This is a genomic window from Pseudomonas sp. QLc11A, assembly GCF_052112305.1.
Taxonomy (GTDB): domain Bacteria; phylum Pseudomonadota; class Gammaproteobacteria; order Pseudomonadales; family Pseudomonadaceae; genus Aquipseudomonas; species Aquipseudomonas laurylsulfatiphila.
The window spans coordinates 1-13,933 of the sequence record NZ_JAVAJJ010000033.1 but is presented as its reverse complement, the minus strand read 5'-3'; the positions used below and the strand labels follow the sequence as shown (position 1 = coordinate 13,933).

At 61.1% G+C, this 13,933-nt stretch carries 4 protein-coding genes, 2 rRNA genes and 1 pseudogene; 3 read left to right on the top strand and 4 right to left on the bottom strand.

Translation table 11 applies throughout. The annotated features are described in order from the left end of the window. A pseudogene (locus tag Q8X48_RS29540) lies at positions 1–9,272 on the top strand (LapA family giant adhesin); the annotation flags it as partial. Between the two features lie 146 nt (positions 9,273–9,418). Further along, positions 9,419–9,757 (top strand): tryptophan synthase subunit beta, encoded by a 339-nt coding sequence (locus tag Q8X48_RS29535; protein WP_095968268.1) that lies wholly within the window; start codon positions 9,419–9,421, stop codon positions 9,755–9,757. A gap of 152 nt (positions 9,758–9,909) precedes the next feature. Here the strand turns inward: Q8X48_RS29535 and lapD are convergent, their stop codons facing one another. Both lapD and lapG read right to left on the bottom strand, forming a co-directional pair. Continuing rightward, the gene (gene lapD, locus Q8X48_RS29530; protein ID WP_095968269.1) at positions 9,910–11,856 is read right to left on the bottom strand and encodes a cyclic di-GMP receptor LapD; all 1,947 of its coding nucleotides are present in this window, start codon (positions 11,854–11,856) and stop codon (positions 9,910–9,912) included. 14 nt (positions 11,857–11,870) lie between these two features. Further along, complete coding sequence (gene lapG / locus Q8X48_RS29525) at positions 11,871–12,563, bottom strand: cysteine protease LapG (protein WP_407802646.1); 693 nt, start codon at positions 12,561–12,563, stop codon at positions 11,871–11,873. 195 nt (positions 12,564–12,758) lie between these two features. Between lapG and Q8X48_RS29520 the strand changes: the two genes are divergently transcribed. Then, positions 12,759–13,469 (top strand): GntR family transcriptional regulator, encoded by a 711-nt coding sequence (locus tag Q8X48_RS29520; RefSeq protein WP_407802645.1) that lies wholly within the window; start codon positions 12,759–12,761, stop codon positions 13,467–13,469. A gap of 124 nt (positions 13,470–13,593) precedes the next feature. Here Q8X48_RS29520 and rrf (Q8X48_RS29515) read toward each other — a convergent pair. Together rrf (Q8X48_RS29515) and rrf (Q8X48_RS29510) are read right to left on the bottom strand one after the other, a co-directional pair. After that, a 5S ribosomal RNA gene (rrf, locus tag Q8X48_RS29515) occupies positions 13,594–13,709 on the bottom strand. A 106-nt stretch (positions 13,710–13,815) separates the two neighbouring features. Then, positions 13,816–13,931: ribosomal RNA gene (rrf, locus tag Q8X48_RS29510) — 5S ribosomal RNA — on the bottom strand. Between the last annotated feature and the right edge of the window lie 2 nt (positions 13,932–13,933).

Here is a 13,933-nt window from a genome sequence, read left to right as displayed (position 1 = left end):
ACGTCTACACCGGTCCGACCACCGTCACTGAATCCATCAAGGACGCAGTGGGTGGCAACCTCGAAGCGATCAACCCGATCAAGACCCCGGTGGAAACCACGGTCAACGACGTCAACGACACCACCACGGTGACCCTGACCGCCACCCCGAGCGTGGATGAAAACGGCACCATCACCTACACCGCCACGCTGACCGATGCCCAGGGCAAACCGGTCACTGCGCAGAACGGTCCAGTCACCGTGACGTTGGACAGCGGCAAGGTCATCACCATCGCCGAAGGTCAGAGCTCCGGTAGCCTGCCAGTGACCGTGGGCAACGACGTTTACACCGGTCCAACCACCGTGACCGAGTCGATTAAATCGGCCGACGGCGGCAACCTCGAAGCGATCAACCCGATCAAGACCCCGGTGGAAACCACGGTCAACGATGTCAACGACACCACCACGGTGACCCTGACCGCCACCCCGAGCGTCGACGAAAACGGCACCATCACCTACACCGCGACCTTGACCGACAAGAACGGTGCCCCGGTTACCGCGCAGAACGGTCCGGTCACCGTGACCCTCGACAGCGGCAAAGTCATCACCATCGCCGAAGGCCAGAGCTCCGGTAGCCTGCCGGTCAGCGTCGGCAACGACGTCTACACCGGTCCAACCACCGTCACTGAATCCATCAAGGACGCAGTGGGCGGTAACCTGGAACTGGTGTCGCCAAACACAACGCCAGTGACCACCACGGTCAACGACGTCAACGACACCACCACCGTGACCCTGTCCGCCACCCCGAGCGTCGACGAAAACGGCACCATCACCTACACCGCGACCCTGACCGATGCCCAGGGCAAACCGGTCACTGCGCAGAACGGTCCGGTGACCGTGACCCTCGACAGCGGCAAGGTGATCACCATCGCCGAAGGCCAGAGCTCCGGTAGCCTGCCGGTCAGCGTCGGCAACGACGTCTACACCGGTCCAACCACCGTCACTGAATCCATCAAGGACGCGGTGGGTGGCAACCTGGAACTGGTGTCGCCAAACACAACGCCAGTGACCACCACGGTCAACGATGTCAACGACACCACCACGGTGACCCTGACCGCGACCCCAAGCGTGGACGAGAACGGCACCATCACCTACACCGCCACGCTGACCGATGCCCAGGGCAAACCAGTCACCGCGCAGAACGGTCCGGTCACCGTGACCCTCGACAGCGGCAAGGTCATCACCATCGCTGAAGGTCAGAGCTCCGGCAGCCTGCCGGTGACCGTGGGCAACAACGTCTACACCGGTCCGACCACCGTCACTGAATCCATCAAAGACGCAGTGGGCGGCAACCTCGAGTCCATCGATCCGGTGAAAACGCCAGTGACCACCACGGTCAACGATGTCAACGACACCACCACCGTGACCCTGTCCGCCACCCCGAGCGTGGATGAAAACGGCACCATCACCTACACCGCGACCCTGACCGACAAGAACGGTGCCCCGGTTACCGCGCAGAACGGTCCGGTGACCGTGACCCTGGACAGCGGCAAGGTCATCACCATCGCCGAGGGTCAGAGCTCCGGCAGCCTGCCGGTCAGCGTCGGCAACGACGTCTACACCGGTCCGACCACCGTCACTGAATCCATCAAGGACGCAGTGGGTGGCAACCTCGAAGCGATCAACCCGATCAAGACCCCGGTGGAAACCACGGTCAACGACGTCAACGACACCACCACGGTGACCCTGACCGCGACCCCGAGCGTGGATGAGAACGGCACCATCACCTACACCGCGACCCTGACCGATGCCCAAGGCAAACCGGTCACTGCGCAGAACGATCCGGTCACCGTGACCCTCGACAGCGGCAAGGTCATCACCATCGCCGAAGGCCAGAGCTCCGGTAGCCTGCCGGTCAGCGTCGGCAACGACGTCTACACCGGTCCAACCACCGTCACTGAATCCATCAAGGACGCGGTGGGTGGCAACCTGGAACTGGTGTCGCCAAACACAACGCCAGTGACCACCACGGTCAACGATGTCAACGACACCACCACCGTGACCCTGTCCGCGACCCCGAGCGTGGACGAGAACGGCACAATTACCTACACCGCGACCCTGACCGATGCCCAGGGCAAACCGGTCACCGCGCAGAACGGTCCGGTGACCGTGACCCTCGACAGCGGCAAGGTGATCACCATCGCTGAAGGCCAGAGCTCCGGCAGCCTGCCAGTGACCGTGGGCAACGACGTCTACACAGGCCCGACCACCGTCACTGAATCCATCAAGGACGCGGTGGGCGGCAACCTCGAGTCCATCGATCCGGTGAAAACGCCAGTGACCACCACGGTCAACGATGTCAACGACACCACCACGGTGACCCTGACCGCGACCCCAAGCGTGGACGAGAACGGCACCATCACCTACACCGCCACGCTGACCGATGCCCAGGGCAAACCGGTCACCGCGCAGAACGGTCCGGTGACCGTGACCCTGGACAGCGGCAAGGTCATCACCATCGCCGAAGGCCAGAGCTCCGGCAGCCTGCCGGTCACGGTTGGCAACGACGTCTACCAAGGTCCGACCACCGTGACCGAGTCGATTAAATCGGCCGCCGGCGGCAACCTCGAGTCCATCGATCCGGTGAAAACGCCAGTGACCACCACGGTCAACGACGTCAACGACACCACCACCGTAACCCTGACCGCCACCCCGAGCGTGGATGAAAACGGCACCATCACCTACACCGCGACCCTGACCGATGCCCAGGGCAAACCGGTCACCGCGCAGAACGGTCCGGTCACCGTGACCCTCGACAGCGGCAAGGTGATCACCATCGCTGAAGGCCAGAGCTCCGGCAGCCTGCCGGTCACGGTGGGCAACGACGTCTACCAAGGCCCGACCACCGTGACCGAGTCGATTAAATCGGCCGACGGCGGCAACCTCGAAGTGATCAACCCGATCAAGACCCCGGTGGAAACCACGGTCAACGACGTCAACGACACCACCACCGTGACCCTGACCGCCACCCCGAGCGTGGACGAGAACGGCACCATCACCTACACCGCGACCCTGACCGATGCCCAGGGCAAACCAGTCACCGCGCAAAACGGTCCGGTCACCGTGACCCTCGACAGCGGCAAGGTGATCACCATCGCTGAAGGCCAGAGCTCCGGCAGCCTGCCGGTCAGCGTCGGCAACGACGTCTACACCGGTCCAACCACCGTCACTGAATCCATCAAGGACGCGGTGGGCGGCAACCTCGAGTCCATCAACCCGATCAAGACCCCGGTGGAAACCACGGTCAACGATGTCAACGACACCACTACGGTGACCCTGACCGCCACCCCGAGCGTGGACGAGAACGGCACCATCACCTACACCGCGACCCTGACCGATGCCCAAGGCAAACCGGTCACTGCGCAGAACGGTCCGGTGACCGTGACCCTCGACAGCGGCAAGGTGATCACCATCGCCGAAGGCCAGAGCTCCGGCAGCCTGCCGGTCAGCGTCGGCAACGACGTCTACACCGGTCCGACCACCGTGACCGAGTCGATTAAATCGGCCGACGGCGGCAACCTCGAAGCGATCAACCCGATCAAGACTCCGGTGGAAACCACGGTCAACGATGTCAACGACACCACCACCGTAACCCTGACTGCCACCCCGAGCGTGGACGAGAACGGCACCATCACCTACACCGCGACCTTGACCGATGCCCAGGGCAAACCGGTCACTGCGCAGAACGGTCCGGTGACCGTGACCCTCGACAGCGGCAAGGTCATCACCATCGCCGAAGGCCAGAGCTCCGGCAGCCTGCCGGTCAGCGTCGGCAACGACGTCTACCAAGGCCCGACCACCGTGACCGAGTCGATTAAATCGGCCGACGGCGGCAACCTCGAAGCGATCAACCCGATCAAGACTCCGGTGGAAACCACGGTCAACGATGTCAACGACACCACCACGGTGACCTTGACCGCGACCCCGAGCGTGGACGAAAACGGCACCATCACCTACACCGCGACCCTGACCGATGCTCAGGGCAAACCGGTCACCGCGCAAAACGGTCCGGTCACCGTGACCCTGGACAGCGGCAAGGTCATCACCATCGCTGAAGGTCAGAGCTCCGGTAGCCTGCCAGTGACCGTGGGCAACGACGTCTACACCGGTCCGACCATCGTGACTGAATCCATCAAGGACGCGGTGGGTGGCAACCTCGAAGCGATCAACCCGATCAAGACCCCGGTGGAAACCACGGTCAACGATGTCAACGACACCACCACGGTGACCCTGTCCGCCACCCCGAGCGTCGACGAAAACGGCACCATCACCTACACCGCGACCCTGACCGATGCCCAGGGCAAACCGGTCACTGCGCAGAACGGTCCGGTGACCGTGACCCTCGACAGCGGCAAGGTGATCACCATCGCCGAAGGCCAGAGCTCCGGCAGCCTGCCGGTCAGCGTCGGCAACGACGTTTACACCGGTCCGACCATCGTGACTGAATCCATCAAGGACGCAGTGGGCGGTAACCTGGAACTGGTGTCGCCAAACACAACGCCAGTGACCACCACGGTCAACGATGTCAACGACACCACCACGGTGACCTTGACCGCGACCCCGAGCGTGGACGAAAACGGCACCATCACCTACACCGCCACCCTGACCGATGCTCAGGGCAAACCGGTCACCGCGCAAAACGGTCCAGTGACCGTGACCCTCGACAGCGGCAAAGTGATCACCATTGCCGAAGGCCAGAGCTCCGGTAGCCTGCCGGTCAGCGTCGGCAACGACGTTTACACCGGTCCGACCACCGTCACTGAATCCATCAAGGACGCAGTGGGTGGCAACCTCGAAGCGATCAACCCGATCAAGACCCCGGTGGAAACCACGGTCAACGACGTCAACGACACCACCACCGTGACCCTGTCCGCGACCCCGAGCGTGGATGAAAACGGCACCATCACCTACACCGCGACCCTGACCGACAAGAACGGTGCCCCGGTTACCGCGCAGAACGGTCCAGTCACCGTGACGTTGGACAGCGGCAAGGTCATCACCATCGCCGAAGGTCAGAGTTCTGGCAGCCTACCGGTCAGCGTCGGCAACGACGTCTACACCGGCCCAACCACCGTCACTGAATCCATCAAGGACGCAGTGGGCGGCAACCTCGAAGCGATCAACCCAATCAAGACCCCGGTGGAAACCACGGTCAACGACGTCAACGACACCACCACCGTGACCCTGACCGCCACCCCGAGCGTGGACGAGAACGGCACCATCACCTACACCGCGACCTTGACCGACAAGAACGGTGCCCCGGTTACCGCGCATAACACGCCGGTCACCGTCACGCTGGACAGCGGCAAGGTGATCACCATCGCCGCTGGCCAGAGCTCCGGCACCCTGCCGGTGACCGTGGGCAACGACGTCTACACAGGCGCGCCAACCGTTACCGAATCAATCAAGGCTGCCAGCGGCGGCAACCTTGAAACCCTCGGCACGGACAAGACGCCAGTGTCGACCAGCGTCAGTGACTTCCAGGACACCACCACTGTCAGCATCAGCGGCAGCACCTCGGTAACCGAAGGGCAGACCGCGAGTTACACCGTCAGCCTGACTCACCAGGCCCAGAGCGAAGTGACACTGAAAATCGTCTACAGCGGTACCGCCGCCGACGGTTCTGACTTCAACGGTGTCTACACCGTGAAGATCCCGGCGGGCGCCAGCAGTGCCAACTTCAACGTCGCGACCATCAATGACAATATCACCGAAGGCACCGAAAACTTCGTGGTCAAGATCGACTCGGCCACCGGCGGCAACTTCGAGAACCTGGCGATCAGCGCGTCCAATGGCAGCGTCAGCACTTCGATCATCGACAACGATGCACCGCCAGCACTGGATCTCGACGCCAACAACTCCAGCGGCGCCACCGGGGCCGACTACAAGGTGACGTTCACCGAAAACACTGCCGGTCCTGGCGTGTCGATCGGCGATACCGACCTGAGCATCACCGACCCGGACAGCACCCTGCTGACCGGCGCGACCATCGTGCTGACCAACCGTCAGGACGGTGATGCGCTGAACCTGGGCAACAGCGTCAACGGCATCACCATCAATGCCAACAGCACCAATGGCACCGTCACCCTGACCCTGTCGGGTAGCGCGACGCTGGCCGACTACATGCAGCAGATCAAGAACATCACCTTCACCAACAACAGTGAAAACCCGAGCACCGTACCCCGGACCATCACCGTGACGGTGACCGACGGCAGCAACTACTCCAACACCGCGACCACCACGGTCAACGTGGTGGCGGTCAATGACGCACCGGTCGCAGTACCGGTCAACGTCACCGGCACCGAAGACACGCCGCTGATTCTCGGCTGGTCGACCTTCGGCGTCAGCGACGTTGACAGTCCGGCCACCAGCCTGGGCGTGAAAATCACCCAGCTGCCGGGCGAGGGCAAACTGCAGTATCTGGACGGTTCGACCTGGAAAGATGTCGCCACCAACCAGACGTTCAGCAAGGCTGATATCGACGCAGGCAAACTGCGCTTCACGCCGGATGCGAACGAGTCGGGCGTGGACGGTTACGGCCCCGGCACTGGCGACCAAAAGGCTGACTACGCGCAACTTCAGTTCCGGCCAACCGACGGCCAGGCACTGGGCAACACCGGCACGATCAAGATCGACATCACTCCGGTTGCGGATGCCCCGACCCTGAGCGTTGCCGACAACAGCGTGAAGTCCACCGGGCTGATCAAGGAAGTCTGGACCGGTCTGTCGGGCCTGGGCACCAGCGGCAACGGTGCGGACTCGACCACGCTGAAAAACGTGATCGACGCCGCGGGCACACCGAACTCCAAAGGCACCGTGACCAACGTGCAGTCCGACGGTAGCGTGACCGCCGGTACGGCGTCGAAAACTTCCGGCCTGATCTACCTTGAAGCCGGCAAGACCTACACCTTCAGCGGTGTTGGCGATGACAGCCTGCTGGTGACCATCGGCGGCAAGAACGTCGCCGCGATCACGTGGGGCGCGGGCGGCAACCTCAATGGTTCGTTCACCCCGACCACCAACGGCTACTACACCCTGGACATCTACCACCACAACCAGAGCGGCCCGGGCAGCTATGACGTCAACCTGTCGGTCAATGGCAGCACGCCGATCGACCTGAGCGGTGCCGGCGTACCGATTTACACTGGCGTGACGGATCTGGTGAATGCCGGCGTGACCGTGTCCGACTTGCACGGCACCAATGGCAAAGGCTACTACGACGGCTACAAACTCAACACCGGCGCCGAAGGCACCAGTGTGAAATTGTCCACCATCACCACCGCGCTGACCGACACCGACGGCTCGGAAAGCCTGAGCCTGAAGATCAGCGGCATGCCAGTCGGCTCGGTGCTCACCGACGGCGCGGGACATACATTCACGGTCACAGCGACCAGTGGCGAGGCCAACGTGACCGGCTGGAGCCTCAACTCTCTGTCTGTCACTCCACCACCGTACTACAACGGCCAGTTCAACCTGACTGTGACCTCGACCTCCACCGAGGCCCTCGGCGGTTCGGCCAGCAGCACTTCGCAAATCCCCGTGACCGTGTACCCGGCGGTCTATAACGCCGTCACTGCCACTGCGGCCGATGACACCCTCACCGGCACCGACGGCAATGACGTCATCGTCGCCGACATTGGCGGCCTGACCGTGGTGCCGGGCACCAACTACAACATCGCCTTCATGGTCGACAGCTCCGGCAGCATGAGTTCCTCGTCGATCAACTCGGCCAGGGACTCGCTGACGTCGGTGTTCAACACCCTCAAGCAAAGCCTGGGCAGCAACTCGGGCACGGTGAACATCTTCCTGGTGGACTTCGATACCCAGGTCAAAAATTCGGTGTCGGTGAACCTCAATGACTCGAATGCGCTGACTCGGTTGAAGGCGACTCTGGACTCGATGTCGTCCGGCGGCGGCACCAACTACGAGGACGTGTTCAAAACCACGGCCAACTGGTTCCAGAGCGCAAACGCCGTGGCCAACACCGGGGCGAAGAACCTCACGTATTTCATTACTGACGGCAAGCCGACTTACTATCAGAGCGGCGAGTCGACCAACCCGACCCTGTATGGCAGCACAACGCTCGATAGCCTGATCACCACGAGCAACTATCAGCTGGGAACAGCGATCAGCCTGTTCCCCGACAGCACGCACCAGATCGACATTACCGCCTCGGGATACGTGACCGTCTGGACCAAGAGCAGCAACGGCAATAACGGCAACGGCATCGGCAGTGGCAGCACAAGCTGGTCATCCAAGGACTTCGGCTATCTGCATGCCCAGGGTGACGGTACCTACGAGTTCTCTGGTCGTGACGGGGACGGCAGCAGCACCGACTGGGACGCCACCAGCAACTCCACCGGCAGCTTTGCACTGCTGAGCAACCTGTCGAATGTCGAGGCCATTGGCCTCAACAACGGAGTGAGCCTCAACGACCTGAAGCCGTACGACTCGAATCAAATTCCACAAACCAACATCGATCCGAAGGATCTGGCCAACTCGATCATCGGCCATACCGAAGCGACGATGCCGGGTCACGACATCGTCAGCGGTGGCGAAGGCAACGACATCCTGTTCGGCGACCTGGTGAGTTTCAACGGCATTGCCGGTGAGGGTTACCAGGCCATGCAAGCCTTTGTGGCGCAGCAATCCGGTGTGGACGTCAGCACAGTCACCACCAGCAATGTGCACCAGTACATCACCGAGCATTACAACGCGTTCGATGTGTCCGGGACCCATGACGGCAACGACACCCTGCTGGGTGGAGCGGGCAATGACATCCTGTTCGGCTCGGGTGGTAACGACAACCTCGACGGCGGCAAGGGCAATGACATCCTGCTCGGCGGCACCGGCAACGACACATTGATGGGCGGACAGGGCAACGACATCCTGATCGGTGGTTCCGGTGGTGACACCTTCGTCTGGAAAGCGGGCGACACCGGCACCGACGTGATCAAGGACTTCAAGGCCAGCGAAGGCGACCGGATCGACCTGCGCGATCTGTTGCAGGGCGAAACCGGCAGCACCATCGACAACTTCCTGAAGATCACCACGGTCGATGGCGTGTCGTCGCTGCAAGTCAGCTCGACCGGTCAGTTCAACTCTGGCAACGCCGCAGCCGCCACGCCGGACGTGACGATCAAGCTGGAGGGCAACAACTGGTCAAGCGCCAACCTGCACAACCTGATTGCCGGTAGCGACCCGACCATCAAAATCGATCACAACAACAGCTGATGCATGAAAGCGGCCGCCCCTTCCGGGGCGGTCGTCACGTTTGTGTCCACTGCCCGGTGACGATTTCGTCGCTGCGCCACATACTGGCGCGCAGTTGACCTATGCTGCTGTCAGCAAGACGCTGGTTCAATTCTGAGGGATGCTCAATGTTTTACGTGCAACGCGATGCGCAGGGCCTGTTGGTACGCGTGGAACCCGCCGCCTACGCCGAGGCCACGGAAACCCTGCAGGCCGACAATCATGAAATCCAGGCCTGGTTTGCCAATGCGGCTGTGGAGAACAGCCTCAAACAGCTCAAGCAAAGTGACCTGGAGATGATCCGGGTACTCGATGACTTGATTCAGGTGCTGACCCAGAAAGGCGTGATCCGCGTCACCGACCTGCCGACGGCGGCCCAGGCCAAACTCATGGACCGAAACCAGGCCCGTGAAGCCTTGGGTGGCTTGAGCCAATTAATCGATGATGAAGAGACCGGGTTAATCTGATCATTGATCTTCAGTGACTGCCCCAGCCTCATCGCGGGCAAGCCCGCTCCCACAGTAGATGGTGATTGCCGCGATTTTGTGAACAACCTCGAAACCTGTGGGAGCGGGCTTGCCCGCGATGACGGCATCACTGACAATCCAGCTCTTAAGAGTTACTTCCAGGGCTTTGGCTCGCCGAACAACTGGCCCTGCACACCGTATAGCCCCATCTCGCGAATCACCGACAACTCGCCTTCAGTCTCGACCCGTTCGGCAATCAGCGGCAAATCAATGCTGTGCGCCGCTCGCTGGATCGCCTCGATGAACAGGCGTTTGTCACTCTCCAGATCAATCGAGCGAATGTAGCTGCCATCGATCTTCAGGTAGGCCAGCCCCAGCCGCGCCAGGTTGCCGATCATGCTGAAGCGTCCGCCAAAACGCTGCAGGCTCAGTGAGAAGCCGAGTTCGCGCAGGCGCCGGGTCAGTTGCTCCAGCACCGCCTGATCAGGCAGTTGCTCTTCGCCAATCTCCAGAGTCAGGCGCGGGCCAAGGTTGGAATGCGCACGCAGTAGCTCGAAGATTTTGTTTTGCGCCTGCGGGTCGCCCAGGGTCGCCGACGACAGATTCAGCGCCAGCGACTCCTCATGTTCGCTCATTTGCTCCAACACCCGCTCGAGCATCAGCCGATCCAGGCGCGCAGTCCAGCCGAAGCGCTCCAGCCAAGGCAGAAAACGCCCGGCGGGGATGGTCTGGCCGTGTTCGTCGAGCAGGCGCGACAACACTTTGTAATGCAGCACCAGTTGCGTGTCCTGGGCGGCCACTACCGGTTGGAAATACAGCTCGAAGCGCCGCTGTGTCAGCGCCTGGTCGAGCATCTGATGCCAGGCGTGGTGATCGTCGCCGACACTGGCCGAGAGGCTGTGTTCGAGGCAGGCCCAATTCTGCTCGCCCTGACCTTCGGCCTGTGCCAGCGCCTGATCACCGAGGCTGAGCACGGCTTGCGGCGAGTCACCGTGAGCAAAAGGCGCCAGGCCGATAGACGCCACGGCAGCCACATCAGTGGCGCCGGTAGCGTGCAGACTGGCCAGGGCGTTGTCGAGATTTTGCGCCAGTTGCAGCGCTTCTTCGCGCACCAGCCCCGGCGCCAGCACGGCAAATTCGCCGCCACGGATACGGGTCACCAGGTTCTGGGTTTCCGGATACTTGGCGCACTCGCGAGTCAGTTGCTCACCGACGGCCTTGAGCACTTCATCGGTGCGCTGACCACCGAGACGCTGGTTGAGGCCGGCCAGATCCTTGACCCGCAACAGCAGCAGATAACCAGAGCTGGCCTGCTCCGGGTTGCTCACCCGGGCGTTCAGTTGCATCTCGAAATAGCGCCGGTTGGCCAACCCGGTCAACGAATCCTGATAGGACTCGACCCGCAGCTTTTCACTACGCTCGGCCTGTTCCTGGAACAGCGCCTTGAGCTTCTCGACCATCTGGTTCATGGCCTGCACGACCCGGCGAAGCTCGGGAGTGCGCGGCAGTTCGGGCAGGCTGAGGAACTCCCGTCGGGCGATGGCGTGGGATTGCTTGACCATATAATCCAGCGGTCGCAATTGCTGGCGCAGCAACAGCGCGCCGAGCACCGCACTGACGGCGCCGCATAGCAGCAACCAACCCAGGCTGCCCAAGGCGCTTTGCCACAACTTGGCCAGCGCGAACATCGGATGGCTGACGACCTCGACCCGGGCGGCCTGCTCCCAGCCGCGGCTGACGATCGCATCACCACCGGCAGGCTCCAGGCCGATCAGTTTGACGAACCAGTCAGGAACATTGTTGACCGCCGGTATGCCCGTACGCTCAACCAGGTTCTGGTCGGTCTTCAGATCGACCACGCGGATGCTTGCGTAGTAACCGCTGTCGAAAATCGAGCTGACCAGCAACTCGACCATCGCCGGGTCGTCGATATTCGGGGTCAGGGAAAGCGCCAGCGCGGTCGCGGCGTCCTGGGCATGGGAGCGCAACTGGTTGACGTACTGAGTGCGTGAGCTCTCCAGACTGACCATGAAACTGCCGGTGAAGGCGACCACCAGGAACAGACAGATAGCAATCAACAGCTGTTTGAACAAAGACATCTGAGCACGTGCTCCTAGTTAGTCGTCTCGACCGGGAATCCTTCGGCCTGCATTTTCTTCAACACATCCTGCCAGCGCGACAGACGTTTGGTATCGCCGACCTTTTTGTTGCCCTTGGCGCCCGGCAACCACAGTCCCTCTGCATTGAAAGAGTAGACCGGCAGCAAATCCTTTCGTTGGCTGGCCGGCTTGATTACATCAATCAGGCTGTCGAGCACCAGGGGCTCGGCATCCGGAGTCGAGTAGTAGGTCAGCACCATGTGCGCGCGGTTCTGGGTCAGTGCCTTGACGTAGGTGATACGCAGCTTTTCACTGGCTACACCGAGGTGACGCAGGCTGAAGTACTTGGCAATAGCGTAGTCTTCACAGTCGCCGGCGCCTTTCCACAGGGCTTCGATCGGGGTTTCCCAGTAGTCGACTGCATGCCACAGATCGATGTCTTCAACGTATCGCAGTTGTTTGTTGAAGAAGCGATTGACCACATTGAGTTGTTCCGACTCGCCGATCTGCTTCTGGCTGGCCAACAAGTATTGCCAATCGTTAATGCGTTGCTGACCCTCTCCCAGAGGTCCGTACAATGCCTGCGCCCGCCGGCTGATCAGGGAAAAGTCCCAATCGGCACTCAAGCTGCCCAGCATCACGCCAGCCAGCAGCAATGCGCTGCACAACCAGCGCAAAATCCGGGGGATCGTTAAACATGCTGCCAATGCGAGGCATCCTGGGTAGGCAGGAGAGAGTCGCTCGAATGGTGAAGGTTAGTCCGGAAAAAGACAATGGCACGATGAGATCACTGGCGGCGCGCTAAACTGCAGGAAAGGCATTCGTTCACTTGTTTGACAAGCTGTCAGGCAGTCACTAGTGTCATTTGGATCCAAAAAATTTCATTATTCAGGGTGCGTTTAGTGACACAAAAGCCCAACCCTCTCAGCAGTATCAAGGTCAACGGGCCGATTCCCGCACATCTGGCACGCACGGTGATCGAAGAAACCCTGCGCGCGGCGATACTTGACGGGCGCATCCCTTGCGGTGCGGCCCTGCGCCAGCAGGACCTCGCCGACCTGTTCGGCGTCAGCCGCATGCCCGTGCGCGAAGCCCTGCGCCAGCTCGAAGCGCAGTCGTTGCTCAACGTGGTGGCCCATAAGGGCGCCGTGGTCGCACCGCTGGTCCAGGGAGACGCCGTTGAAACCTACGCGCTGCGCATCCTGCTGGAATCCGAGGCCCTGCGTCTCTCGGTGCCATTGCTCCAGGACGAAGATCTCGAACAGGCTGCCCGCTACATCGACGAACTCGAAACGCAAAGCGACTACACCGAAATCGGCCGGCTCAACCGCTTGTTCCACATGGCGCTTTACAGCCGAGCGCCCAATCGCCGACTGTTGAAACTGGTTGAAGACGGCCTGAACGAGGAAGAACGCTTCCTGCGTTTCAACCTGGAAGCCATGGGCCTGGGCAAACTGTCCCAGGACGACCACCAGGCACTGTTGCGTGCCGCCAAAGACCGGGACGTGGAACGCTCCGTGAAGTTGCTCGAGCATCACCTGAACCGAGCGGTCGAGGTCATTACGCGCTACCTCAACAGCCCTGAAGTCCAGGCCAGAAACACACCGAAGTAACCCGCTGCGGCAGGTGCAAGACGTGAGAAAGCCCGTTGTGGAGAGGCTCCACAACGGGCTTTTCAGCACCCCTGAAACGACAAAACCCCTGTCTGCATTAGCAGACAGGGGTTTTGGAATTCAATCTTGACGATGACCTACTCTCACATGGGGAAACCCCACACTACCATCGGCGATGCATCGTTTCACTTCTGAGTTCGGGATGGGATCAGGTGGTTCCAACGCTCTATGGTCGTCAAGAAATTCTGTGACCAGCCCGTTAGAACATCAACGTGCCGGTGAAAACTGGTGACTTCTACTAAAACAAAACCCCAACTGCTTTCGCAATTGGGGTTTTGGAATTTAATCTTGACGATGACCTACTCTCACATGGGGAAACCCCACACTACCATCGGCGATGCATCGTTTCACTTCTGAGTTCGGGATGGGATCAGGTGGTTCCAATGCTCTATGGTCGTCAAGAA